The sequence below is a fragment of the Pseudomonas fluorescens genome (genome assembly GCF_902497875.1).
GTDB lineage: Bacteria > Pseudomonadota > Gammaproteobacteria > Pseudomonadales > Pseudomonadaceae > Aquipseudomonas > Aquipseudomonas fluorescens_BR.
On sequence record NZ_CABVHY010000024.1, the window covers coordinates 86854 to 113179 of the forward strand.

The 26326-nt window shown below is 60.2% G+C and carries 19 protein-coding genes; all 19 read right to left on the bottom strand.

Going from position 1 to position 26326, the window contains the following annotated elements; translation table 11 throughout:
* Positions 1–6 precede the first annotated feature (6 nt).
* On the bottom strand, positions 7–1038 hold the full coding sequence (locus tag F8N85_RS22975) for a FecCD family ABC transporter permease (RefSeq protein WP_150805804.1): 1032 nt from the start codon (positions 1036–1038) through the stop codon (positions 7–9).
* Entirely contained in the window at positions 1031–2020 is a 990-nt protein-coding gene (locus F8N85_RS22980) for a FecCD family ABC transporter permease (RefSeq protein WP_150805805.1), read from the bottom strand. The genes F8N85_RS22975 and F8N85_RS22980 overlap by 8 nt, the downstream gene beginning before the upstream one ends.
* A complete protein-coding gene (locus F8N85_RS22985) occupies positions 2017–2940 on the bottom strand; it encodes an ABC transporter substrate-binding protein (RefSeq protein ID WP_150805806.1) in 924 nt (307 codons plus the stop codon). The genes F8N85_RS22980 and F8N85_RS22985 overlap by 4 nt, the downstream gene beginning before the upstream one ends.
* On the bottom strand, positions 2930–4798 hold the full coding sequence (locus F8N85_RS22990; protein ID WP_150805807.1) for an IucA/IucC family protein: 1869 nt from the start codon (positions 4796–4798) through the stop codon (positions 2930–2932). The genes F8N85_RS22985 and F8N85_RS22990 overlap by 11 nt, the downstream gene beginning before the upstream one ends.
* 4 nt (positions 4799–4802) lie before the next feature.
* Positions 4803–5576, bottom strand: coding sequence for an HpcH/HpaI aldolase family protein (locus F8N85_RS22995; protein ID WP_150805808.1), 774 nt, complete (start codon positions 5574–5576; stop codon positions 4803–4805).
* Entirely contained in the window at positions 5570–7435 is a 1866-nt protein-coding gene (locus tag F8N85_RS23000; RefSeq protein WP_150805809.1) for an IucA/IucC family protein, read from the bottom strand. The genes F8N85_RS22995 and F8N85_RS23000 overlap by 7 nt, the downstream gene beginning before the upstream one ends.
* Positions 7436–7456: 21 nt before the next feature.
* On the bottom strand, positions 7457–8884 hold the full coding sequence (locus tag F8N85_RS23005; RefSeq protein ID WP_150805824.1) for a DHA2 family efflux MFS transporter permease subunit: 1428 nt from the start codon (positions 8882–8884) through the stop codon (positions 7457–7459).
* Positions 8881–10101 carry a type III PLP-dependent enzyme gene (locus tag F8N85_RS23010; protein WP_150805810.1) on the bottom strand — a complete coding sequence of 407 codons (1221 nt, stop codon included), beginning with the start codon at positions 10099–10101 and terminating at the stop codon, positions 8881–8883. Before F8N85_RS23010 ends, F8N85_RS23005 begins: the two co-directional genes overlap by 4 nt.
* Positions 10094–11881: an IucA/IucC family protein gene (locus tag F8N85_RS23015; RefSeq protein ID WP_150805811.1), complete on the bottom strand. Its 1788-nt coding sequence runs from the start codon at positions 11879–11881 to the stop codon at positions 10094–10096. The genes F8N85_RS23010 and F8N85_RS23015 overlap by 8 nt, the downstream gene beginning before the upstream one ends.
* Positions 11882–12158: 277 nt before the next feature.
* Complete coding sequence (locus F8N85_RS23020; protein ID WP_150805812.1) at positions 12159–13535, bottom strand: diaminobutyrate--2-oxoglutarate transaminase; 1377 nt, start codon at positions 13533–13535, stop codon at positions 12159–12161.
* Positions 13536–13875: 340 nt separating this feature from the next.
* Positions 13876–16299, bottom strand: coding sequence for a TonB-dependent receptor (locus tag F8N85_RS23025; protein ID WP_150805813.1), 2424 nt, complete (start codon positions 16297–16299; stop codon positions 13876–13878).
* Between the two features lie 66 nt (positions 16300–16365).
* A complete protein-coding gene (locus tag F8N85_RS23030; RefSeq protein ID WP_150805814.1) occupies positions 16366–17316 on the bottom strand; it encodes a FecR domain-containing protein in 951 nt (316 codons plus the stop codon).
* Complete coding sequence (locus F8N85_RS23035) at positions 17313–17822, bottom strand: sigma-70 family RNA polymerase sigma factor (protein ID WP_150805815.1); 510 nt, start codon at positions 17820–17822, stop codon at positions 17313–17315. The genes F8N85_RS23030 and F8N85_RS23035 overlap by 4 nt, the downstream gene beginning before the upstream one ends.
* 500 nt (positions 17823–18322) lie before the next feature.
* Complete coding sequence (locus F8N85_RS23040; protein ID WP_150805816.1) at positions 18323–19099, bottom strand: TorF family putative porin; 777 nt, start codon at positions 19097–19099, stop codon at positions 18323–18325.
* Between the two features lie 322 nt (positions 19100–19421).
* Complete coding sequence (locus F8N85_RS23045; RefSeq protein WP_150805817.1) at positions 19422–21164, bottom strand: amidohydrolase; 1743 nt, start codon at positions 21162–21164, stop codon at positions 19422–19424.
* Between the two features lie 55 nt (positions 21165–21219).
* The gene (locus tag F8N85_RS23050) at positions 21220–22518 is read right to left on the bottom strand and encodes an NAD(P)/FAD-dependent oxidoreductase (protein ID WP_150805818.1); all 1299 of its coding nucleotides are present in this window, start codon (positions 22516–22518) and stop codon (positions 21220–21222) included.
* 52 nt (positions 22519–22570) lie between these two features.
* Positions 22571–23659 (bottom strand): polyamine ABC transporter substrate-binding protein, encoded by a 1089-nt coding sequence (locus F8N85_RS23055; RefSeq protein ID WP_150805819.1) that lies wholly within the window; start codon positions 23657–23659, stop codon positions 22571–22573.
* Between the two features lie 50 nt (positions 23660–23709).
* Entirely contained in the window at positions 23710–25068 is a 1359-nt protein-coding gene (locus tag F8N85_RS23060) for a glutamine synthetase family protein (RefSeq protein ID WP_150805820.1), read from the bottom strand.
* 151 nt (positions 25069–25219) lie between these two features.
* Positions 25220–26104 carry a helix-turn-helix domain-containing protein gene (locus F8N85_RS23065; protein ID WP_150805821.1) on the bottom strand — a complete coding sequence of 295 codons (885 nt, stop codon included), beginning with the start codon at positions 26102–26104 and terminating at the stop codon, positions 25220–25222.
* Positions 26105–26326 lie beyond the last annotated feature (222 nt).

Sequence of the window (26326 nt, forward strand, 5' to 3'; positions counted from 1 at the left end):
GATTCCTTAATGCCGCTGCTTGATCAACAGATAAAGAAAAAACGGTGTGCCGAGCACCGCGACAAAAATTCCCGCCGGCAAATCCAGTGGCAAAAACAGCGTGCGCCCGGCCAGGTCCGCGAGCATCACCAGGTTCGCCCCGACCAAGGCCGCCATCACGGCCTGCCCGGCGAAACCGGGCCCGACCAGGCGTTTGGCAATGTGCGGGGCAATCAAGCCGACAAAGGCAATCGCCCCACCCCAGGCAATGGCCGCACCGGCCAACGCCACGCTCACCAGCAACAACCCGGCCCGCAGCCACTGCACGCGCACGCCGATGCCCTGGGCCAGGCTGTCATCCAGCTGTTGCACCATTACCTGACGGGCAAGCAGTACCAACAGTGGGAAGATCCCCAGCAACCAGCCCGCCAGCGCCAACGGTTCGGGCCAGCTGGCACCGTAGACACTGCCTGTCAGCCAGACGTAGGCCGACAGCGTGGTGGTCAGCGGGCTGAACACCAGGATGAAGGTGGTGGCGGCCGTCAACATCGCCGAGACGCCCACCCCGATCAACACCAGCCGCAGCGGCGATGCACCCTGCTTCCAGGCCAACAGATAGATCGCCAGCGTAGCCAGCCCCGCGCCGAGCATCGCCGCCAGGGGCAGGAACTGTTGGCCCAGCGCCACCGAGAAAAACGACAGGTAAAGCACCGCCGCGGCACTGGCACCGCTGGTAATGCCCAGCAGATCTGGTGACGCCAGCGGATTGCGGATAATGCCTTGCAGGATCAGCCCGGAGATCGCCAGCGCGGCGCCGACCAGCGCGGCCAGGACAATGCGCGGAAAACGCAGTTGCTCGACGATAAACGTCAGGCTCGGGTCCTCGCTGGCAAACAGGATCCGCAGCACCGCCAGGGGTGACAGCGTGACTTTCCCCAGCGATAGCGAGCCAAGGACCACCAGCAAGGTAATCGCCAGTGCCCCCACCAGCCGCGACAAGCTGGAAATATTGACCCGGCGGGAAAACCCGCCATGGCGCCAGGTCAGTACCTTATCCATAACGACCTCCACGGCGGGCCAGGAGAATAAAGAACGGTGCACCAAACAGTGCGGTCATCACACCCACCGGCACCTCCTGGGGAAGAATCAACACCCGTGACAGGGTATCGGCCAGCAGCAGCAGGATCGCGCCGAGCAACGCGGAGCCCGGCAGCAGCCAGCGATGATCGATGGACAGCCCTTTGCGCACCATGTGTGGCACCAACAGGCCAATGAAGCCAATGCTCCCGGCCAACGCCACGGCGCTGCCGGCCAGGCAGACGATCAGCACGCTCAGCAGCAGACGAATCAAGCCGGTGCGCTGCCCGAGACTGGTGGCGATTTCCTCCCCGGCGTTCAACACATTGACCTGCCCCGCCACCAACAGTGATCCCAGCAACGCGAGCACGCTGCACATCAGTAGCGGCGCGGCGATCGACAGGCTGCGCTCGGTCAGCGAGCCAGCCATCCAGAACAACACGGTGTCCAGTCCATCCTGATTGACCACCAGCAGCGCCTGGCTGAAGGCCGAAAACAGCGCGGCAATCGCTGCGCCGGCCAGAACGATGCGTAGCGGGCTGAGACTACCCTGCCCCATGTTGCCAATCAGCCACACCAGACAACCGGCAACCGCGGCACCGAGGAACGCGCACCACAACCAGGCATCCGGCGATGACAAGGAGAAGATCGAGGAAAACAGGATGATAAAGAAGGTCGCCCCGGCATTGACCCCAAACAGCCCGGGAGAGGCCAACGGGTTGCGGGTCAGCGCCTGCATCAATGCCCCGGCCACCGCCAGGCTGGCGCCCACGGCAATGGCCATCAAGGTCCTGGACAGGCGCGTGGTGGTCACCAGCGTATGACTGGCGCTCAAGGCATCCGGATGGACAAAGGCCGCGGCTACCTGTGACAGCGGAATCCAGGTTGCGCCGACGGCCAGGCTCAAGACACTGCACAGCAGCAGCACGATCGCCGCGAACCCTAGCTTCAAAGCATTACTCATGAGGCGGTATCCGCTGCTGCCATGCGCGCAATATCGTCGAGCATCAGGTTGGCCCCGAGCATTCCGCCCGACAAGCTCCAGGCCACGCCGTCGACCTGCCAGACCTGATGCTCCCGCGGCGCGCGCATTTGCTGCCACAGCGGGTGCTGCACCAGGCTTTCATAGTTGCGCTGCACCGCCGCGCTCGACCCGTGCATGAACACAAAAAACAGCTCGGCATTCACCACCGGAAGACTCTCCTTGCTGGTAAGTTTCAGCGACACCCCTTTCGCCTCCCGGCTGGCCTCAGTCCAGCTGAAGCCCAGTTCGCTGAGCACCGAACCGGCGAAGCTGACGGGTAGATAACTGCGGATGTGGTCTTCACGAATATCCAGAATCGATACCGTGAGTGGCCAGCGTCCGGCAAATTTGTCCTGCAGTTGCTGACGCAGTTGCGCAACCCGTTGCTGCCATTGCGCCAGAATCTCCATGGCTGCCTGCTGGCGGTGCAGTGCGGCGCCCATCAGCGCCAGGGTCTTTTTGAATTCGAACACTTCCTCCAGCATCACCACCGGGGCGATCTGCCTGAGTAACGGCGCTATGCGCTGGTGGCGAAAACTCGAGGCGACAATCACCTCTGGCTTCAGCAGGACGATGTCCTCCAGGCTGGGCTGAGTCTCCAGCCCGACATGCGGGACATGTTCCAACGCCGAGCGCAAATAGCGATAAGTCGGTTTCTCGCTCCAGGAGTCAACGATACCGCAGGGGATTACCCCCAGCGCCACGGCACTGTCGGTAGCCCCCTGGAACAGGGTGATCACCCGCAAAGGGGCAACGCCCGCCTGCGCGAACGTTGGTGCGAACGACCTGAATGCCAAAAGGCCCAGGGACAGGCGCAACAACGTGCGCCTAGAGGGTTTTAGCGGGTTTTCATGCTTCACGAGTCAACCTGTGAAAGGGGTTTACCACTTCGCCTTTGCCAAACGGCATGCTGCCCGGGCCGCCGGCACGTTCAATCATTGGCGTCAGCAATAACTTCTGTGGCCAATGAGGCGATTCGAACAGCTGTTGCTTGAGCATGGCTCGGGCGTCAGCGTCAAAATCAATGGTGTCGATCAGCTCGTTCAGCACTTCGCCCATTGCGGTCCACAACGTTGTGGCGGGCAGTGAGTAGATCTGCGCGAGCGTATCGATAATCGCGCGGAGATTGACCTGAATTCCCAGCGTCTGCAACCAGAACAGCAAATCTTCCGGGCGTTCGTGGTACAGCGTATTGGTGTGACCCTTCTTGAGCCGGTAAACCGGATCGGCCATGCCGCTGCGTTCCAGCCATGGCACGTATATGCGCAATGAATCGTGATCGCGCAGCAGCAGGCCCTGGGCATAACCGGCCTTCCACACCAGCAGCGCATTCTGCCCGTGAACTTCGCCGAGCATGCCAAGACGGAACATCCGCAGGTTGATGTCGAAGAAGCTGTGGCAGAGTTCGCGGAACAGCGTCATCACTGACGCGGCATCGGCTGGCAGGTTGCGGTAATGCATCCAGTCATCGAAGAAATGCCGGTTGCTGTCGGGTAATGGCGTTGCCAGCGCGGCCATGGGTATCAGGCGGCAATCGGCATCTTCGAGCAGCACCGGCGGATAGCCGCGAACCATCGCTGCAAGATGCCGCGGTGCTTCATCGAACAGCGTGGCGTCGGGCGGCATGAACGCCCACCATTTGCTCTCGTCGCACAGGTGCAGCGACTGTTGCAGGGTTTCGTCCTTGCCCAGCGCCTGACGCAGCAGCGTCTCGCTAAGGCCGCCATTGATCATTTTCACCGCGGGCAAATACCGCGAGGCACCCAGTGAATAGATGGCCATCGGCAACTTGAGGTAATCGGCGCTGTTGAAGCAAGGGGTCATCGAGCGCAACGACGAGGTGGCGAAGAAATCGCCTTCAGTGAAGTCCAGGCGCTGGCAGTCGCCCTTGTCGAAGGCGGCACCGAGCTGTGCTTGCAACACGTGTTCGAACTGCCACGGATGAACCGGCAGCGCGATATGGCTGTCGGCAATGCCACGTTTCTGCATCTCTTGTTGCAGGCTGGCCTGCAGCGCCTGCGGCAATAAATAGTGCGCCGGATAACTTTGGGTCAGATCCGCAACGCCGTCACCGCATTGCAGCAGCGTGTTGGCTACGGCGACCCAGTTAAGCGCCACCGGACGGGCAAACTCCGCCTGGTAGTGCAGGTACTCGGTCTCACTCAACCCTTGCTTGGCTTTTGCCAATGGATGGTAGGGACGATCGCGCAGTGAAGCCCACTGCTCCATCGTCAGGAAGAAATCCCAATTGTCCTTTTCCAGCAAGCGCTCGGTGTCGACCCGATGGGTCAGGGACAGCTCGGTTTGCTGAACGCTGGTGCGCAGTACATCCTGAAACAGCGCAAAGCCCTTCTCATTACCCGGGTAACGGTCGGTCATCCCGGCCAACACCAACGTCATGAAGTCTTCCGGTGATAGCGCCGTCAGTTTCTCGCCATGGCGAGTCAATACCGGCGTCCCCGGTACTTTTTCCCATTGCTGAGTGATGCCCGGACGCAGTGCCACGACGATAAAACGCTGTTCATCCGCTTCGCAGCACCATTCCCAGATACCTTGCCCGGCGCTCAGGCCAGTAAAGGGTGGAGTCTGCTGATGAGCTGATTGCCATTGCGCAGGCGTTACCAGGTGCAGCGGTTCGTTACCGAAAAAATGTTCTGCCAGCAAGCAATCAAGCAGATCCTGCATCACCTTATCGGCGGCCATTGTGCTGAGGTTCATTCGATTACTTTCCTTCTACTGAATGGGTGGCCAGTCTGGCCTGCAGGGCGCGAAAGGCGATGCCGCGTTCGTCCCCCAAAACAAAGGTCTTCACGCCGCGAGTCAACCAGCGTTCGTGGTCGCCAGGCTGGCGTGGGATGGCGCAGTACGGCACGCCCGCAGCATTGGCGGCCTGCCAACTGGCAAACAGCGCTTGCTGCACTTCTGGCCGGTCGATCTGCCAGGGCATGCCCAGCGATTGCGATAAATCGGCAGCACCTTCCAGGAGCATGTCCAGGCCGGGCACCGCGGCAATCTCAGCCGCGCGTCGCACCCCTTCGGCACTTTCGATCATCGCCACCAGCATGATCTGGGCGTTGGCCAGACCGATGTACTCGGCCAGGCTGTGCTTGCCGAATGCCCCGGGGCGTCCGGCATTCAGGCTGCGGCTGCCCAGCGGATGGTATTTGCAGGCGCGAATGCTCTCGGCGAGCTGTTCGGGCGATTCGATCATCGGCAGAACGATGCCCTGGGCCCCGCCATCGAGCAGGCGCAGCAGGGTCTTCGGGTTGAGATCCGCCACCCGCACCAGTGGCGTGATGGCGTAACTCTCCGCGGTGCGGATCATGTTCTCCACGGTTTCCGGATTGATCAGCACGTGTTCCATATCGATGATCACGAAATCGAAACCGGCCTCGGCAATCAGCTCAATGGCCGCTGGCGACGGAATCGAACTGATCAGGCCGTAGGCCGGCTCACCCGTGGAGAGTTTCAGCTTGAGCTGATTAGTCCTCAGCATGCTTGTGGCCGTAAAGCATGCAGTGGATTCGGCACGGCTTTGATCCGGCTTTCGCCATCGCCCAACAGCCGGCGCTTGGTCAGTTCTTCCACTTCATAGAAAGGCGCGAACACATCGAACAGCGCATAACGCGCCTGATGCTGCGGATGCGCGGCCTGGTAATCGATGATCACCTCAGCCGTCATTTGCCAGAACGCGGCCTCCTCGAGCTGATACTGCTGATGCAGGAAGATCGCCAGCTCGGCCAGGCAGATAAAGAAGAACGAATCACAGGAGAAGTCGCGCACTGCATTCACGTCATCGGTGAGGATGAACGAGTTGCGGTTGAGCTTGGCGTGGCTGGCGGGGAGCGGCACCAGGGTCGGGCACAATTCGGGGCGCGCCAGATGCTGGGGCGAATAGCGTACGCCGTCATGGAAGTCTTTCAGCGCAATGCGTTGCGGCCATCCCTGCTTGACGATCAGGACGATGTTCTGTCCATGGGACTCCATGCCGATACCTTCGGCATACAGCATGTGAATGATCGGCGAGACCGTGACCTGCAACAGTTGTCGGGTCCAGGCTTGCAGGCCGTATTGGGCAATCCAGGCGCCGATGAAGGGTGCCTGTTCAGCCTGCGCATAACGATTTTCCACCGAGCTCAAACCGTTGAAAGGCACCGCCTGCTCGTCGTCCTGCAGATACTGGTGAATGCTTTCGCGCCACAAGGTTCCCAGGGTGCCGTAGGCCTGGGCCATCCGGGTGGTGGGCAGGTGCTGATAGTCGAAGCTGACGCCGACCACTTCACCGAGGATCACGAAGCCGAGGTCTCGAGCCGTACTGTCGCTGGCAATCAACTGATGCAACCAGTCGGTGATGATCGGCCCGTTCATGACCGTGTGCCGGGCCAGAATGCGCGTGCTCGAGGTATTGGTAATGCTCAGCGCCAGCTTCACATAAGGCCGCAGCTTTTCGCTGACATTGGCCAGGGTGCGGATCGATTGCTGCGCCTGATAGCGATCATCCGAGGTTCCCAGATAGATCACCTCAGCGCTGAGCAACTCCGGATAAAACGTCGGCGCAATGATATTTTCCCACTGCCATGGATGCACCGGGATCAGCCAGTAATCATCCAGCGCCTTGCCTTGGCTGGTAAGCGCCGTGGACAGGTGCTGCCAGCGCTGGGGGCCGAATTCCTGCTGGATAAAAGCGTCGAAACTCACGTGCCGCGAATGGTTCATCACCCCACAGGACTTGGCCACCGCCAGCCAGACAATGGCGATCGGCGCGGCGAACTCCGGCCCAAAACGAGCGTTGTCCGCCAGCGAGAAGCCGATGCGCGATTTGTAGCAGGGGTGATAGCTGTGGGCGTCCATGAAATGCTGTTCCAGGGCATCGACATCCAGTTCATGAGCCGGTTTCGCTGCCCGGTAATGCTGGCTGCGCGACTGCAAATCCTTGAGCAAGGTCTGCTCCAGTTCATGGGTGAACCGCGGTAGATGCGGGCTGTCCTGTAGCTCGCTCAACAGCTCGGCCAGCGCCTGATGAAGCTGTGGCTTGCTGCGCTCACCCGCGGCATCCACGCGTTCCAGGCTGGCGCAATCGAGGCGGATCAGCTCAAAGCTGGCGCTGAGCAAGCCGTTGCAGTGGTACTCCACGCTCTGCTGCTGCGCATCGATAGCGCTGACGACAAAGCGCTGCTGGTTGCCCGCCAATGGCGAATGGCTGTATGGCAGCACCTTTTCGTACAGCAGGGTTTGCAACAGTTGCCCTACCACACGCTGTTCTACTTGCTGATAGTGTCGGGCGTCGGCATTGGCCAACCAGAAGCCTGGTGTGGAGCCCGGGGTCTGCGGTGTTGCCTGTGTAGAGGTGGTCATGTTGATACCTAAGTTGAAAAATCAGGGTTGCTCGATGGCCTTTGGCAGCGCTTGCGCCGACTCGTCGGCTGTGCGCAGCGGAAATCGCCAGGCACAGGGCAAGGCCAGCAGAATCAAGATGCCGGTCGCAATGAACACCTCGCTGATGGCCCCGAGGGTGCCGGCCTGAGACGTCCCGCCTGCCACTTCGGCGGCCAGACGAAATTCCAGCCAGAGCGAGGCGATCACGATGGCCAGCGAGGCCACCAGGCGCCGCGAAATGTTGTTCATCGCCGCGCCCTGGGTGACCATCGGTTCGGGCAGTGCATTGAGCCCGGCGGTGGTGACCGGAATGTAAGAAAGACCCAGCCCGGCACCGCGGACCATCATCAGGAAAAAGATCATCCCGATCGTCGCATCGGTGCCGAGCATGCCGATTGCCAGGGTGGAGGCACCGGTCAGCAGCAGGCCCCAGAACACCACGCCGCGCGGACCATGACGGTCCAGCAACTTGCCGCCGATATGCCCGAACAGGCTGGCGAAGACTGCCGTACACAGCAGCGCCAGGCCGGTCCAGATGGCGCTGTAGCCCAATACCAGCTGAATCAGCAGCGGCAGCAGGACCAGACACTCGAACATGCCCACCGACTGCACCACGGCGATAATCACGCTCAGGCGATAGCCGCGCAGGGCAAAGATCCGCAGGTTGAGCAGCGGTGCCGGCCGGCGCAGCTCCAGCCGCACAAACGCCACCAGGCACACAATGGCCACCAGCAACATGCCAAGGTTGAGTGGATCGAGCAGCGCTTGGGCATGGCGCAGGCGGCCGATGGCGACCATCAGCAGGCCGATGCCCATGGCGATCAGCAGGTAGCCCGCGAGGTCGAAAGGCTTGCGCTCGCTCGCCTCGGAGGCGGGAAGCACGCCGATGCCGAGGATTAGCGCGACGACGCCGATGGGTACATTCATCAGGAACAGCGAACGCCAGCTGAACCACTCCAGCATCAGGCTGCCGCACAAGGGCCCCAGGGCCGGCGCCAGCATCACCGCCGCCCCCCACAAACCGGTGACCCTGCCCCGCTCGCCCTTGGCATAGACCGAGAAGATGATCGCCAGCGACAGCGGGATCATCAGCCCGCTGGCAATGCCCTGCACCACGCGGGCAGCAATCACCAGCGCGATGGAGTTGGCCATTGCCCCCAGCAACGATCCGCAGACAAACAGCGCCACACCCCACAGGTAAAGACGCTTGCGCCCCACTCGCTGGGCGAGAAAGCTGGTCAGCGGCATGGTCATGCCCATGCTCACCATGAAGGCCGCAACGATCCAGGTCGCCAGCAGCGGCCCGATATCGAAGGCGCTCATGAATGCCGGCAGCGCCGGGTTGAGCGAACTGTTGTTGAGGCTCACCGTGAGCGTGCCCAACAGCACATTGACCACTACCAACCAGCGCGGCGCTGTCACCGTCAATCGCACTGCGTGACTCCTGTGTTTGGCGTTGCTCCGAGGAACAGTTGCGGCGGTCGTGGATGACAGAGGAAATCGGCGTGGGAGATGTTGTAACCATAGGCCCCGGCCAGCGGCAGTACCAGCATGTCGCCGATACTGACGCCCTTGAGCGGGCAATCGCGGCTCAGCACGTCCTTGGGCGTGCAGAGTTGGCCGACGATGGTCCAGGCCTGGGTCACCATGGCTGCCGTCCGGGGAAACCTCGGCAGGTGAATGACCGGGTGATCATGCCCCTGCGCGACCGGCAGGCGGAACTGGTGGGTACCGCCGCGGCACACCAGGAAGTGCTTGCCATGACTGGCTTTCATATCCAGCACTTCAATGGCGTAGTAGCCGCAAAAGGCACTGATAAAGCGCCCGGGTTCAAAGCGCACGATCGGCGCATCGACACAGGCCGCCAGGCTCTGCCCCAAGTGCGCACACAACCGCTGCCAATCGAACTGCTGCGCGCCGAGGTAATTGACGCCGATGCCACCGCCGACATTCAGATGGGTAATCTGCCCGGGGTTTGCCGACAGCGCCTTCCATTGCGGCCAGCGCTGCAGGTAGAGATCGAGCAACTGTTCATGACGCTCCACCAGCGGCTGATGGGACATTGCATGCACATGGAATCCCTTGAGCAGCAGATGGCTGGCCTTGTCGACCTGCTGCACCGCCAGCGCCAATTGCGACTTATCGATCCCGAACGGAGTCGCCACGCCGGCCATCGCCAGCTTGCTGGAGAGCGGCGGCGGCAGTTCGGGGTTGACCCGCAGATAGACCGCCTGCACTCGTCCCGCCTCTTGCGCCAGGCGCTGCAGGCGAGCGATTTCATTCAGGCTTTCGATGTGAATGGCTTCGACCTGCTGCTGCAGTGCCGCGCGCAAATCGGAATCCAGTTTGCCGGGGCCCGAAAAGACAAACGGCTTGGGCGTCGGGCAGTCCTTGAGGCGATCGATTTCACCCCCAGACGAGATTTCGAAACCATCCACCAGCGGCGCCAGCGCGCAGAGGATTTGCGCTTCGCTGTTGGCCTTGATGGCGTAGTACAGCTCGACACCCACCGGCAATGCCGCCATCACCTGAGTGACGTGCTGCTTCAGCGCATCCAGATCGTAGATGAACAGTGCCAGCGGGTCCGCATGCTGCACCCGCGCCTGATCAATCGCGGCCAACACCGCTGCGGGTAGCTTATCCATGATTGGCCGCCTTCTTGCCCCACGGGGACACCAGACTGACGTAGCTGGCCTGGCGATCGGCCTTGGCCGCCAGACGGACTTTCAGGTTGGTTTTGCAGGCAATCGGCTGGCCGGCGATCAGGGCGTCCAGTTCTGGCGCGGCGCAGCTCAACTCGGCGCGGATGCTCACCAGTTGCTGCTCGACCCGCTGCCACATCAACGGTGCCAGGTGCGGGCGTTCCCAGCTCAGGGCCAGCACGGCCTCGGAAAGGTTGTTGACGAACAAGCAGTAGACGATGCGGTTCCAGCCCTGCTCGCGAGAATAGAGCAGCGATTGACGCACCCGCGGATGAATATCGGCATCGATGCGCGAGATACCCAGTTCATCGGTGAGTTTGACCCCTTCGAAATCCCGCAGCAGCAGTTGTTGCGGGCGACCGTTGTCATGGTTCAGCACGCTGTTCTGCAAATGCGGCTCCATCACGATGCCATGATTGAAGAACAACGCCAGCACCGGCCGCAGCAGTAGCGCCTGGTAGTCGCTGAACCAGCTCAACAGCTGCTTGTCGCTGATGTCATTACCGTTGAAGCGCTGCAGGAATTCATGCACCAGCGGCCGTAAATGCAGGCCGCGAGCGAACAAGGTACCGGCCATGATGCTGCAGTCGGTGCCGGTATCGAGGCAGAAATTCTCCCGCAGGATCGCCCCGGTTTGCTCGCGGAACCAGTTGCCATCGGCTTCGCTGGCCTGCTCTGGAGCCCAACTCAACAGACCCGGCTCGGCCACCACCGAAAGCCCGCCGAGGGTCTCGGGTTGGGTTCGCTGCAATTGCCGGAACAGCCGGTCGATAATCAGCGAGCTCTCCAGTTCATACCAGGCGTTTTTCCTGATGCAGTTGGTGATGCGCACATTCAGCGAGCCCTTGATGAAGTACTCATGGCCCTCGATGTACCAGGTGCGGATTGAAGCCGTGGGGTTGGCCATCAGTCCCGTGGCGCCGCGATCGACAATGGCGCCGGAATCCAGCAGCCGCTGCACGCGGTCATCCTGCATGAACAGCTCGGCCTGCACCGGATGCATGCAGATGATGGCATGCCCTGCCCGCGCCGGGCTCTGAACGGCAAAACCGGCCAGCACTTGCGCATCGCTCAGGCCATTGGCGCCGATGCTCAGCCCTTCCCGCGGCACTTCGAACAGGTGCAACGGGGTACGGGCCTGGAATTCCGGGGCATAGGTTTCCTGTGCCAGATGCTCCGGCCACAGCCGAGCCTTCGGTGCCGGGTGGTTCGGGTGGCCAAACCACAGGCCCTGCTCACTGGCCAGGTAGCTACTCAGCGGGTCCGGGCACGTCGCTAGCAGATTGTGCCGGACGATGTCTGCGGTCAGGCCCTGGCTCTGCAGGATCTGATTCATCAGCTCATCGTTACTGGCGCTGGTCATGTACTCGCAGGCGGCCAGCAATTGTTCAGCGAAAACAGGGAAATCCGGACACAGCCATGGATCGTTGCCCTGCCGGGAATAGACATCGGACAGATAACGATGACTGCCGAGCAGATCACGGCGATCGACCAGGACAAAAAATTGCTGCTGGTTGGGCAGGCTGATGGTCAGCGGTATGCCCTTCAAGTCGGCACCATCGAAATAACTTCCTGGGGCAATGCCATTCATGTCTTGTGGCCAGGTATAACTCAGGCAGTCTTCGGGTAGTGCGAACTCTTTTATCAGACAATTAAGCAAGGCATGGGCTGTCGCCGACTCACTCACTATCCTGGATAAAATTGCTCGATCGGGATTATTCATATCTGCTCCGCAGTAGCATTTGAGGACACCGGTACGCTATTTAGCGGCGAAGAGTTAGTGGCCTTTTAATACCATCTAAAATCAATGTGCCATCCCGGCGCCAACTTCTATTTCCACCGGGGAAATACAACGCTGCGCGCTGGAAGTAATACGTCATGTAATCTTTGTCTTACAACGCCGACCCGCAGAAAAGCAGTAGCCCATAGCCAGGCTGTACTGAATAGAAGCAATCTGTTTCGACAAACCATTAGTTGAGCTGGCTGTGCAGCAACAATCATCACGCCCGCAGTTGTGCCAGTGCCGACGTCAGCCCTTTCTCGAATCGGGCGATAACCAGACCACACTGCTCATCGTCAATAATCAACGGGGGCAGCAGGCGCACCACATTGCCATTACGTCCGCCGCGTTCGAGCAACAAGCCTTGCTTGAAGCAGTGTTGTTGAATGGCTGCGGCCAGCGCGGCATCCATCGGGAAGCTGTTCAGCGCATCCGGTGTCTGGCGCTCATCGACAATTTCGATCCCCAGCATCAGCCCGCGACCCCGTACCTGTCCGAGGGACGGATAGCGTTGCTGCAACAGCATAAGCTGTTGTTTCAGCCAGCCGCCGCGCTGTGCGGCCTGAGCCGGCAGATCCTCTTGCTGCAGGACCCTGAGGGTCGCCATGCCGGTGGCCATCGCCATCTGATTGCCACGGAAGGTGCCGCTATGGTTGCCCGGCGCCCAGGCGTCAAACTGGCGCTTGATGCCCAGCAACGCCAAGGGCAGTCCGCCGCCAATGGCCTTCGACATTACGATGATATCGGGCTCGATACCGGCCTGTTCATAAGCAAACATGTCGCCGGTACGGGCAAAGCCGGTCTGCACCTCATCGACGATCAGCACAATGCCGTGCTTGCGGGTCACTTCGCGGATCTTGCGCAACCAGGCGATTGGCGCGGGATTCACTCCGCCCTCGCCCTGGATGGCTTCGAGGATCACCGCTGCCGGCAACGAGACGCCGCTTTCGACGTCTTCGATAAACTGCGTGAAGTAGTAACCGAGGGCCTGTACCCCGGCGTCTCCGCCAATGCCCAGGGGGCAGCGGTATTCATGGGGATACGGCAGGAACTGTACCCCCGCCATCAGCGTGTGGATGGCGCTCTTCGGCCCGGTATTGCCGGTCACCGCCAGCGCTCCATGGGTCATGCCGTGGTAGCCACCGGAGAAGCTGATGATGTTGCTGCGCCCGGTAACGGTTTTCGCCAGCTTGAGCGCCGCTTCCACGGCGTCGGCGCCGGAGGGTCCGCAAAATTGCAGGCAGTAGTCGCGACCATTGCCCGGCAGCAAAGCCAGCAGTGCTTCACTGAACGCATCTTTCAGCGGAGTCGTGAGGTCGAGGGTATGCATGGGCATTCCCGAGGCCAGGAAGTTCTTGATACTAGTAACAACTTCATCGTGATTGTGCCCTAATGCCAAAGTGCCGGCCCCGGCCAGACAATCAAGATAGATCTTTCCTTCAACATCCGTTACCCATACACCCTGCGCCTTGGCAATTGCCAAAGGCAGTTTGCGCGGATAGCTGCGGACATTGGATTCGAACTTGCCTTGACGCGCCAGATAGTCGGCGTTACTTCGATGATGCTGAGCAGACTGCAATAAGCTTTCACTAAACATATGTCGACTCCTGATAAGATCCATAGCGGAATTATTATCATTATCAATTGCATATGGCAAGAAATTTCCAAACTAACTGCATGTTTAAAACAATTAGCGGCCTCCCGGGAATAATCCGGGTACAGATAAAACCAAGTGGCGACTGGGTATTGGGTGAAAAGTTCATAATCAAATAAGGAAATTACCTACAGTAATAATTCCTTATTTCATGATGATCATTACAACTTAAACAAACAGATGATTGCAAAGTAACATCATCTAACTCTGCCGGTTATACCTGTCCTGCGGATCGCCATAAGGCGACCCGCAGGCAGCAAATTTCCGACTCGATATGGCCGAATCAGAAGTCCACGGTTGCCGAAAGGAGCAAGGTGCGCGGGGTCGCCAGCGTCAAGCCAGGCTCGCTGTCATCCGAGGCTCCGGCCGAACTCCAGTAGGCCTTGTTCGCCACGTTCTCGACATTGGCACGCAGGGTGATGTCCTTTTCGTCGACCTTGAACCCGTAGCGTGCGCCCACGTCGAAACGCTCCCAGGAGTCGATTTCCTTGTTGTTCGACTGATCCAGAAACTGCGAGCTGGAATAGAGGCCGCGGGTGGTCAGGGTCAGGCCCTGTACGTTCGGCACATCCCACTCGGCGCCCAGGTTGACGTTGTATTTCGGCGTGGCAGGTGCCCGATTGCCGTCGAAGGTGCCATTGGTGGTGTCGTTCAACTCGCTGTCGATGTACATGACACCGCCGAGCAGGCGGAAACCTTTGAGCGGCTCACCGAACATACTCAGTTCCACACCGGTGTTTTCACGCTTGCCGTTCGGGCCGAAGACGCGCGTCGTGGCATTGGTCTCGTAGGCCGGCTGCTTGATCCGGAATACCGCGGCGGTCATGGCGAACGCACCGGCGTCATACTTGGCGCCAACTTCGACCTGGCGGCTGATGAACGGCGGGAAGATCTCATCCTCGTTCACCGAGGTCGATGGCGCGATCTTGCCCTGGCTCAGGCCTTCCATGTAGTTGGCATACAGCGACAGCTTATCGGTCGCCTTGAACAGGATGCCGCCCGACGGCGAAACCTTTTCCTCATCGTAGGCTGTGTCGCCTTTGACATTATCCGACCAGTCGTCAACCTTCACCCGCTGCCAGCGGGCGCCGAGGGTCAGCAGCAGCCGGTCATCGAAGAAACCCAGCGTGTCGGACAACGCCACGCCGCTGAAGCGGTTCTCGGTATAGACCTTCGGATCGTTTCGCGTGCGGATGTTGGGCGTCGGTGTTACCACGGGGTCATAGATGTTGCTGAGGGCCGACCCATAACGGGCGCCGCCATTTTCGAAGTCCATGTAGAAATAGCTGGCAGCCAGGTTGACTTCATGGCTCACCGGGCCGGTATGGAACCAGTTGCGCACCCCCGCCGTGGCCGTCCGGACATTTTCGTCACGGGTAAAGTCACGCGGCTGAACGCTGAAATTGCCGGCGTCGTTGGTGACCGCAACGGCATGCCGGAGAAAGTCATGATTACTTTTGCGCGCGCCCACGCCGCCGTACAGCATGACGGAATCGCTGACGTCGAATTCGCCGTTCACCGTGCCGAACGTGTCGTTGGTACTCGCCTTGCTCCAGGGTTGAGCATAGTTGTGGCGAACATCGCTGGCATGCGGAACCCGCGCGTTGGGGCCGACCTGCACGCGTTCCTGCGGGGCGTCGGTATCACGCTCGGTGCGCCCGATGTCCGTCGAGAGTCGCAGGCGTTCACCGCGAAAATCCAGGCCCAGCACGGCCATCTCGCGGTCGATATTCTGGTTATCCCATTCGGTGTCGCCGGACTGCTTCACGCCGTTGAAACGAATGCCGAACTTGTTGTCTTCACCAAAGCGCCGGGCGACATCCACGGCACCGCCGACCTGGCTGTCGGAAGCGTACATACCGGTGAACGAAGTGATGGGCTTGTCGGTCGCGCGCTTGGGCACCACGTTGATCCCGCCACCCACGCTGCCCCGCGGCGAGATGCCGTTGATGAGCTGGGTCGGGCCTTTGATGACGTCGACGCGGTCGGCCATCTCCATGTCGATCGTATAGGTCGGCAGGACACCGTAGAGACCGTTGTAGGCGACATCACTGTTGAACAGGCTCAACCCGCGAATGGTGAACTGCTCATAACGCCCACCCGCCGGGTTGGTGGCGCGAACCGAGGGATCGCTGGCGATCAGGTCGCCCAAGGTACGAGCCTGCAGGTTTTTGACCGCCTCGCTGGTGTAGGTGGTCATGCTGAACGGCGTTTCCATGAAGTCTTTCGAGCCCAGCAAGCCTTGCGAACCACGGCGCGCGACCTGACCGCCGGCATAGGGATTGCCGTCCGCCGAGTCAGTGGCACCGAGAATCGAGGTCGGGGCCAGTTGCAAGCTGCTGCCTTCTGGCGCCGGGGTCAGGGTGTACGCCTGTTCGCCCGCCGGCTGCAGTTGCAGACCGGAACCCTGCAGCAGCCGGGCAAAGCCCTCCTCGACCGCGTACTCCCCGGAAAGCCCGGGACTGTTGCGACCGCTGACCAGCGCGGGGTCCACCGAAAGATTGACCCCGGCCAGGCCGGCGAAGCGGGTCAACGCGGCGCTGAGGCTACCGGCGGGCACCTGGTAACTGCGCCGAGGGCTATCTTCGGCCGAACTGACCGAGACAAACAACGGGCAGGCACTCAGACTCAACAGCAGACTCAGGTGCAACAACGGGCGCAACCTGGAAGAAGCCAGACGCGTACTGCAGGGCATCGATGCGGGCATTGAGAATCTCTCTGATTTCGTTTCACTTGCCTTAATGACAAGCGAAGCGAAAAAAGGGGACACGCTTTACACACTATTTTTTCGCGGCAGCAGCGTGACCCAATAACGAGTACGCGAATGCACCTCCAGCGCCAGGCTGGCGGCCAGCAGCGAGAGAATGCGATCGGTGTCATCGAGGCGGAAACTGCCGGTGACCCGCAGCGACTCAAGCTCCGGTTCCCAGCGCAGCACGCCCGGCCGATAACTGCTCAGCTCGCGCAAAAAATCCCCCAGCGGCTGGTTCTGCGCCATCAACACGCCCTCGCGCCAGCCCGGCGCCAGCACATCGAATGGCTCCACCGCACCCACGCCGGCTGCCAGCAGGTTGGCCTGCTGACCGCCGCGCAACGTCAATGCCGGCCCTTGCAAGGACCGCAATTGCACCGTGCCGTTGAGCACCGAGACCCGGCAGCCGAGCGAATTCTGGCGAACACAGACCTCGCTCTGCCCGACGATGACCTGTCCGTAGTGGGTCTGGATCGTTAGCAGTGACGCCCCTGACACCTTCAGCGCCATTTCCCCGCCCACCAGCGTCAGGCGCCGGCTCGGCAGATCGACATTGATGGCAGTGGCGGTATTTAGATGCACGGTGCTGCCATCGGCCAGCATTACCTGCTTGCGTTCCCCGGTGGCGGTGTGCAGGTCGGCGCGCCAGGCGTCCAGGGGCAATTGCCGACTGAGCAGCACGGCGGTCGGCACCAGCACCGCCGCGCCCAAGGCGTGTTTAAGCAGTTTGCGTCGCCCCGAGTCCGGGCGGTCCAGGCTGCCCATGGCCAGCGCCGAAGGCAGTGTGGCAAAGCGCTGGCGCAAGAGTTGGGCTTTCTGCCAGGCCTGTTCGTGACTGGCGCAGCTATCGCGCCAGTGCTGCAGGGCAGCTCGATCCTGCTCATTGGCGCCCCCGGACTCCAGCAATGCCAGCCACTGCGCGGCGGCCCGCGCCACCTGGCGGGCTTCGGCCGAGGGCGGCGGATTGATCACAGCGCTACCAACAGACAATGCTCATAGGCTTGCGCCATGTAGCGTTTGATCGTGCGTTCCGACACGCGCAAACGCTCGGCGATCTGTTGATAGCCCAGGCCTTCCAGCTGGCTCCAGAGAAATGCCCGGCGTACCGCCGTCGGCAGCCCGTCGAGCAATTCATCCAGCACCTGCAGGGTTTCCAGCAGCAACCAGCGCTCCTCGGGAGATGGCACACTGTCTTCAGGCAACAGCGCCAGCGCATTCAAATAAGCCTGCTCCAGGCTGCGACGCTGGTAGAAATTGCTCAGCAGTCGCTTGCCCACCGTCAGCAAATACGCCCGAGGCTCCTGCAAGTCGGCAATCCGCTGCGAGCTCGCGAGGACCCGCATGAACGTATCCTGGCTCAAGTCCGCGGCATCACAGCCATTCCCCATGCGTTGCCTCAACCAGCCCTCCAGCCAGCCACGATGGTCGCGGTACAGGTCATGGAGGGTTTGTTCCGTCGGCATCGCAGTATCACTCATGTCTGGAAACCTGTACCAAAGAATAATTTAAATGAGATTCATTCTAATTAGTAACCCTACTACAAACCAAGCTCTTTTATGTATTCATTGGCCGCAATGGGTGGCAGGACAGTAGTGGGGACAAGCTTTTTGCCCCTCAAAGCACTGGTCCTTCGGGGCTGGTGCTGTGTAGGAGCTGCCGCAGGCTGCGATCTTTTGATCCTGGCGACCGTGGTGTCCGCAGAAAAGATCGCAGGCTTCGCCGACCGTGTGTACCTGCGTGTGGTGGGTGCCTGCAATGTCGTGGGTTTCCCTCGCCGGTGGCGTACACCTGCAATGTCTGGGTTTCCCTCGCCGGGTGCGTACACCTGCAATGTCCTGGGTATCTGCAACCCCCCGTAGGAGCTGCCGCAGGCTGCGATCTTTTGATCCTGGCGATGGTGGTGTCCGCAGAAAAGATCGCAGGCTTCGCCAGCTCCTACGCCGACCGTGTAACACCTGCGATCTTGTCGGTGTATTCCCTAGAACGTCTTGCCAGCACTGGCCACCAGCGTTGCGCCACACAGGTCATCGAAACCGGTAAAACTCAGGCATTCGGCTTCCGACAGGTCGGTATCGATATAACTCAGCCCCCAGGTAATGCCGACAAAGTCACGACTGAGCTTGATCTCCCAATCACGGTAGTCGGCGCGGCTGCTGCCGTTGGCGCTAAAGAACACCTCGTCCTTGTAGTCGACGTATTCATAGCGCGCTTCCAGGCCAATTTCAGCTGGCAGGACCGTGCGGTAGCCGATAAACCCCGAAACAAAGTCCTCGTCTTGTTTGCCTATCTGAAAATGGCCATTCTCATCCTCGTAGTCCGGGCCTTTCATGTTGTTGGCGTATTTGCCGCCGAGCAGAACACCGTATACATCCAGGGTGGACTGGATGTCGCTCTGGTTGTACTGGCTTTCACGGGGAAAGTCGTACTTCGTGTAAAAGGTATCCAGGCTGATGTCGTCGCTGATTTGCCAGAAATAGCCAGCGTAATATTCAAGCTCCTGGCGCGTATTGGAGTCGTAGCCAAAGTCGACATTCGACGTCCAGACGCCGGCATACACGCCGCTGGAGTGGCTAAGGGTGACCGCCAGTTGCGCGGCAGGGTCGCCCTGGGTTTGCGAGATGCCGCTACTGCGATAATCACTGACCAGCACGGGTGCAATGGTCAGGGTGAAGCGGTCGCTGAGTTCCAGCGCCTGGGCGTTGATCAGTGGCGACAAGGCAAGGCCGGCAAGCACGAAGACAGACAAGGCGTTCATAACGGTTCTCTTGTTTTTATTGGGTTGCAGGTTTTCGGTTTTTTTGTAGGAGCGAGCTCGCTCGCTATGGACGCAAAAGCGGCGCGTTTATCCAGGAAGCACGCGTTATCGTTAGCGTCCATCGCGAGCAAGCTCGCTCCCACAGGGCAGCGCGTTATCCAGAAAGCACGCGTTATCGTTAACGTCCTTCGCGAGCAATCGAGCGTCGACCGGCTGCTCCTACAGGGCTGCGCGTTTATTCAGGAAGCACGCGTTATCGTTAACGTTCATCGCGAGCAGGCTCGCTCCCACAGGGGCGCGGCGTCAGGTGGGCGCGTGGCGGTCAGGCTTCGGGGGCGTAAACCTGCTTGCCGGCGAAGAAGGTTTTCAGGACCTTGGTGTCGAACAGCTCATCGTCACTGACGTTGAACACATCACGGTCGAGAATGATCAGGTCGGCCTGCTTGCCGGGCGCCAGCGAGCCAATCTGCCGGTCCAGGCGCAGGGCTTTGGCGGCGTTGATGGTGTAGGCATAGAACATGGCCTGGCGATCGATGCTTTCCTTGGCATTGAGCACGCCTAGCGGCCCTTTGCGAGTGCTGGCCTGAGCGATGGCGTTCCACGGGTTGGGGCTGGACACCGGCCAGTCACTGGCGCCGGCGATGAGCACGCCAGCGCTATGCAGGGATTGGGCTGGATATTGGTAACCGTAAGCAGACGCACTGACATAGGGTTTGACCAACTCCTCGGTGTAACTCTCGGCAGTGGCCCACAGCAGTTGCATGGAGGCGATCACCCCAAGTTGCTTGAAGCGTGGAAACTCTTTGGGGTCGACCAGTTGCAGGTGGGTGATGCTATGGGCCATCGGTGTCGGGTTGAGCTTGCGCGCATATTCGATGCCATTGAGTGACTCACGTACTGCCCGGTCGCCGACCGCATGCGTGTGCACAATCCAGTCGCGCTTCTCTGCCGCTACCACCAACTCACCGAAATGTGCAGGCTCGATCAGCAGCTGGCCGTTTTTTTGACTGTTCTTGAAGGGGGCAATGACCGCCGCGGTCTGTCCTGGAAATTCCAGAACGCCGTCGGCGAATACCTTGATGCCGGGGAAGGTCAGATTGGGCACGCCCTCGAATTTTTTCATCACCGTGGCCAGCACCTCCAGGTCGGCCGGTCGGCTTTTTGGATTGGCCAGCAACAGTGCGGCGACGTGTGCGCTGAGCTCGCCCTGCTCCGCCAGCTTGCGGTAGAGCGGCAGTACCCCGTAACTCTGTTCGGTCGCCTTGAAATCGAACAACGAATCGCCACTGCCGGCATTCGCCGCCGCGTCCATCCAGGCGGTGACCCCATACTGATTGTTGACCTTTACCGCCTCGCGGGCGGCCTTGAGCATCACCTCGTCGCCAGGCGCCGGAAGCTGGCTGCGGACCTGATCCCAACGAGACTCGGCAAAAAAACCAGTGGGGGTGAAATCCGCTTCATGGCCGACAAAGCTGCGCTCTTTTTCCGGCAGGCTTTTGACCAGCGCGGCGTTGATCTTCAGGCGCTTGAGCATGGCGTTGTTGGCCCAGCCGGTATGACCGTCAATCCCGCTCAGGACCACCGGCTGCTCAGCCCAGCGGCCCTGATTGAAGCGTTTGCCCAGCTCACGGCTCTGCTCCCAATAGGCCGAGCTGACCCCGGCAATGCTGATCACGTCACCGGCGCGCGCGAGGCCCGCCTGGTCCTGCTCGATGATCCATTGCTCAAGGTCTGGCAACGGCTTTACTTCGTCCAGCAGATTGGCACGCAGGCTGTCCAAGGCGCCAACCACCGGATGGCTATGGGTATCAATCATTCCAGGCATCAGCACCTTGCCCGCCAGGTCGATGCGCTGGGTCTGCGCATCGGCCAGGGCGTTGACCTCTGCATCGCTGCCGACCTTGAGAATCTTGCCGTTTTCTACCGCCACGGCGTTGGCCATGGATTGCCCGGGAATCCCGGTAAACACCTTGCCATTGGTCAGTACCAGGTCAGCCGCAGCCATGGCCTGCAACGAGGGGAGCGTTAACATTGCAGCCAGTAAACCGGGAGTAAATCGCATCATCTGAATGTCCTCTTTTTTGTTTTTATCTTGGCTTTGCTCTTGGCCACTGAACGAATCAGTGGCCGGCGATTTCCTTGAGTCGATACCAGAACATGCCCAGTGCCAACAACGGGGAGCGCAGCAGCTTCCCACCGGGAAAGGTCATATGCGGCACGCTGGCGAACAGGTCGAAACCCTTGCTGTGTTCAAGGCTGATGGCTTCAGCCACCAATCGAGCCGCCATGTGCGTGGTGTTGATCCCGTGTCCGGCGTAAGCCTGGGCATAGAACACATTCGGCTGCGCCTGCAAGCGGCCGATTTGCGGCAAGCGATTGGCACCGATGCCAATCATCCCGCTCCACTGAAAGTCGATGCGTTTGGCCACGAGCTGTGGGAACACCTCGAGCATTTTCGGCCGCATGTAGCCGGCGATATCCTTCAGGGTCCGTCCCGAGTAGTGACACGCACCACCAAACAGCAGTCGACGATCCGCCGACAGCCGATAGTAATCGAGCCCCACCCGCTGATCGCACAGCGCGCGGTTAGCGGGTATCAGGGTTTCGGCCAGGGCCGCGCTCAAGGGCTCAGTCGCCACGACATAGCTGCCGGCCGCGAGCACCTTGCCGCTGAGTGCCGGCTCCAAATCACCCAGATGCGCATTGCCGGCGAGCACCAGCGTCTTGGCGTGAACCACACCCGTGGCGGTGTGCACCCGAATGCGACTGCCATAGTCGATACGAATCGCCGCACTGTTTTCGCACAACCGCACTCCCAGACGCTGGGCCAGAGCGGCCTCGCCCAACGCCAGGTTGAGCGGATGCAGATGCCCCGAACCCTCGTCTATCAAGCCGCCGACATACCGATCGGAACCGACCACCCGATGCATGTCCTGTTGTTCGACCAGCTCGACCTTGTGCGCATATCCCTGGTTTTTGAGGGCTTGTTGCTCCGCCAGCAAGTTCTGGAAATGTCGGGGGGTGTTGGCCAGCTCACAGTGCCCCCAGCGCAAATCGCATTCGATGCCGTGTTGCTGCACCCGTTGGCGCACCAGATCAACCGCGTCCAGGCCCAATTGCTCAAGAACCTTTACCCCCTCGCGCCCCAGGGATTTTTCATGGGCGCCAAGGTCGTGGCCAATGCCCCGAATCAGCTGACCGCCGTTGCGCCCGGTGGCGCCCCAGGCGATCTGCTGCGCTTCCAGGACGATCACCGAGTGGCCCCGCTCAGCCAATTCGATCGCGGTGTTCAATCCGGTAAAACCTGCGCCGACGATGCACACATCGGCTTGCGCCGGGCCTTCCAGTGGCGGGCATTCGAGCTGACGATTGCGGGTGGCGTTGTAGTACGTCTGCGGTGAAGAAAACAGGGACGTCATAAGGGTTGCTGCCTATCAATTGCCGCGGGCAAGTGGCCGCCCGGCGCAGGGGTTAACGACCGGACTTGAGCTTGCTCCAGGAGCGATTCATCCAGCGCATGATGTCGGGGGGCAGCTCCGTCGAAACGTAGAGCTTGGCCTGCACCGATTCGGGCGGGTAGATCGATGGGTTGCCGGTGATGTCCTCACTCATCAACGTCGTGGCCGGGATGTTGGCATTGGCGTAGCCGACATACTCACTGACCTTGGTAATTACCTCGGGCTTGAGCAGGTAGTTGATAAACGCATAGGCCTGTTCGGGGTTCTTGGCATCGGCGGGAATCGCCAACATATCGAACCAGAGGTTGCCGCCCTCCTTCGGCACGGCATAGGCGATCTTCACCCCATTCGCGGCCTCCTCGGCCCGCTGGATGGCCTGGTACACATCCCCCGAATAGCCGAAGGCAATACAGATGTTGCCGTTGGCCAGATCCGAGACGTATTTGGAGGAATGGAAATAGGTAATGTAGGGGCGCAAGGTCATCAACTTGCGCTCGGCGACCTTGTAATCCTCGATCCGAGTGCTGTTGGGATTGAGCCCCAGGTAATTGAGCATCGCCGGCAAGGCTTCATCCGCCGAGTCCATGAAGGCGACGCCACAGGCTTGCAGTTTCTTCAGGTTCTCGACCTCAAACAACGTGCTCCAGGAATCGATGGTCTCGACCCCCAGCACCTGTTTGATCTTCTCGACGTTGTAGCCAATGCCATTGGTGCCCCACAAGTAAGGCACCGAGTACTGATTGCCCGGATCGTTGGCTTGCAGGCGCTGCATCAACACCGGGTCGAGATTCTTCCAGTTCGGCAACTGCGCCCGGTCGAGTTTCTGGAAGGCGCCGGCCTTGATCTGCCGCCCGAGGAAGTGATTGCTCGGCACCACCACGTCATAGCCGGTATGCCCGGCCAGCAACTTGCCTTCAAGGGTTTCGTTGGAATCGAAAACGTCATACACCGGTTTGATCGCGGTCTCGCGCTGGAAGTCCACGAGGGTGGTTTCAGCGATGTAATCGGTCCAGTTGTAGATATTCACCAGCTGTTGCGCCGAGGCCGGGCCGGCCAGACCGCAGAGCGCGGTGAGCACGAGTTTCAGGGCGAAAGGTCTCATTCAGATGTCCTTACTGTGGGTACATTTGAGAATGTGTTCAACATGCTGAGCTAGACGCTGAGCATCAGGAACTCCCGCTCCCAGGAGCTGATGACCTGCTTGTAGTTCTCGTGCTCGACCCGCTTGACCGCGACAAAACCTTTGGTGAACCGCTGACCCAGGTACTCTTTGGTCATGCTCGACTGCTCCATGCGCTCCAGTGCCGCCTCCAGGGTCAGTGGCAGGCGCAGGTTGCGTCGCTCATAACCGCGTCCCACCACCGCCGGGCTCGGATCGATGCCCTCGACCATGCCCACGTAACCGCACAACAGGCTGGCCGCCACCGCCAGATAAGGGTTGGCATCCGCACCGGCCAGGCGATTTTCGACCCGACGATTCTGCGGGTCCGAATCCGGCACGCGCAGGCCCACCGTACGGTTTTCCTCGCCCCACTCGACGTTGACCGGCGCCGAGGTATCGGGCAGAAACCGCCGGAACGAGTTCACATTGGGCGCGAACAGCGGCAGGGTTTCGGGAATGTATTTCTGCAACCCGCCAATGTGCTGCATGAACAACTCACTCATGCTGCCATCGGGATTGGAGAACACCGACACACCGGTTTCCAGGTCCACCACGCTCTGGTGCAAATGCATCGCGCTGCCCGGCTCGCCGGTCATCGGCTTGGCCATGAAGGTGGCGCTGACATCGTGCTTGAGGGCCGCTTCGCGCAGGGTGCGCTTGAAGACGATGATCTGATCGGCGAGGTGCAAAGGATCACCGTGACGGAAGTTGATCTCCATCTGCGCGGTGCCTTCTTCGTGAATCAAGGTGTCCAGATCCAGCCCCTGGGCCTCGCACCAGTCATACATGTCTTCGAACAGTGGATCGAACTCGTTGGTCGCCTCGATCGAATAGGACTGACGCCCGGTTTCCTGGCGACCGGAACGGCCAATGGGTGGTTTCAGCGGGTAGTCCGGGTCCGGGCTGCGTTGAGTCAGGTAGAACTCCATTTCCGGTGCGATGATCGGCTTCCAGCCGCGCTCGGTGTAGAGCCGCAAGACCTTCTTCAGAATGTTGCGCGGCGACAGCTCAATCGGATTGCCCTGTTTGTCATAGGTGTCGTGGATCACCTGCGCAGTGGGCTCCAGCGCCCAGGGCACCAGGAAGACCGCGTCCTGGTCCGGACGGCAGTGCATGTCGATATCCGCCGCGTCGAGCAACTCGTAGTAGATATCGTCTTCGACGTAATCGCCGGTGACTGTCTGCAACAGCACGCTCTCCGGCAGGCGCATGCCCTGCTCGTTGAGGAACTTGTTGGTCGGGGAAATCTTGCCCCGGGCAATGCCGCTCAGATCAGAGATCAGGCACTCGACTTCAGTGATTTTGTTTTCTTTGAGCCAATGGCTCAGTCGGTCCAGATTGCCTTTCATAACGCCTCGTACAGGGAAATGCCCGGGCGCCCCATGGCGGCCCGGCTCCATGCTTCAAGGCAATAGTGCAATCAGGAGGATGCCGGCTTCTATCCGCTTTGCGGCGTTGTTCATGCCCTATTTTGGGGCATGCAGGCAGGACAACCAGGATTTAGCGGCGCCGCATCAGGGTGCAGCTGGGAAGCTCGCCGAACAGCCCGCGATAGGCCTCGGAGAAACGCCCCAAGTGCCAGAATGACCAGCGCATGGCGATTTCCGCCACGGTGGTTTCACCTACGCAGGTGCGCAGCAGATCGCGACGCGCGAAGTTCAAACGGCGCAGCCGCTGCCATTGGCTGGGAGACACTCCGGTAAAGGAGGTGAAGCTTTGCTGCAATTGGCGCACAGACACCCCGGCGCCATCGGCCAGTTGCAGCACATTGAAATGCTCTTGCGGGCACGCCATGACCAGATCGAACACCCGCTGAATCAGTCGCCGATCGTGGGCCAGGTGTTTTTGCCGGGTGCGGTCCAGGGTCTGGCTCGGACAGTCGAGGATATACAGGCAATCGTCGACCAGTTGCTGCGCCAGCCCCTCCTCGGCCACCGGCGGCTGCGCCGAAATCAGCTGTTGCAGGGTGCTGCTCAACCAACGGCCGAAGACCTGGCTCTGCTGGGAAACCAGCGGCGTCAGGAACAAACCATCAAGGCGGCTCAGGTTAAGGCAGTCGAGCTGTTTCAGGTATTGAGGACCGATCACCACGGCGACTTCTTTGTAGTTTTCCGGGGTGATCCAGGTGTTCTGGGTTTCTTCGTTGAGCAGATACAGCGAGCCATTGCGAGTATCGAAACTGAAGACCAGTGAATCCGCGGGCGCATGGAAATGCTGCTCGATTCGGGTGTTCATCCGCTCTTCATACACCTCAACCCCACCCAGCTCCATGTGCACGACCTTGCCCTGGAAATAACCGGGTGACATCTGTTGGTAATGCTCTTGCCAACCGGCGATGACCAGTTGCTGATCCACATCCGCAGTGTCGTGGGATTGAATCTGCATGGGAACTTCCTTCCTTGTATCCCTGCGCAGACACGCCAGGACCGGGTCAGTGTTAATTATTATCAACGAACCCTAGCAGCGTGAAAAAAACAACGCAAGACACGGAGAAAGCCCGGTGCTGGCGACTGACCACTCGCTCAGTGCGAGCAACTGCAGTGCTCATGTGACCGACTTGAAGCATAGAAAGCAATAGGCCATCATTGTTACAGCGTGTTCCTTAAA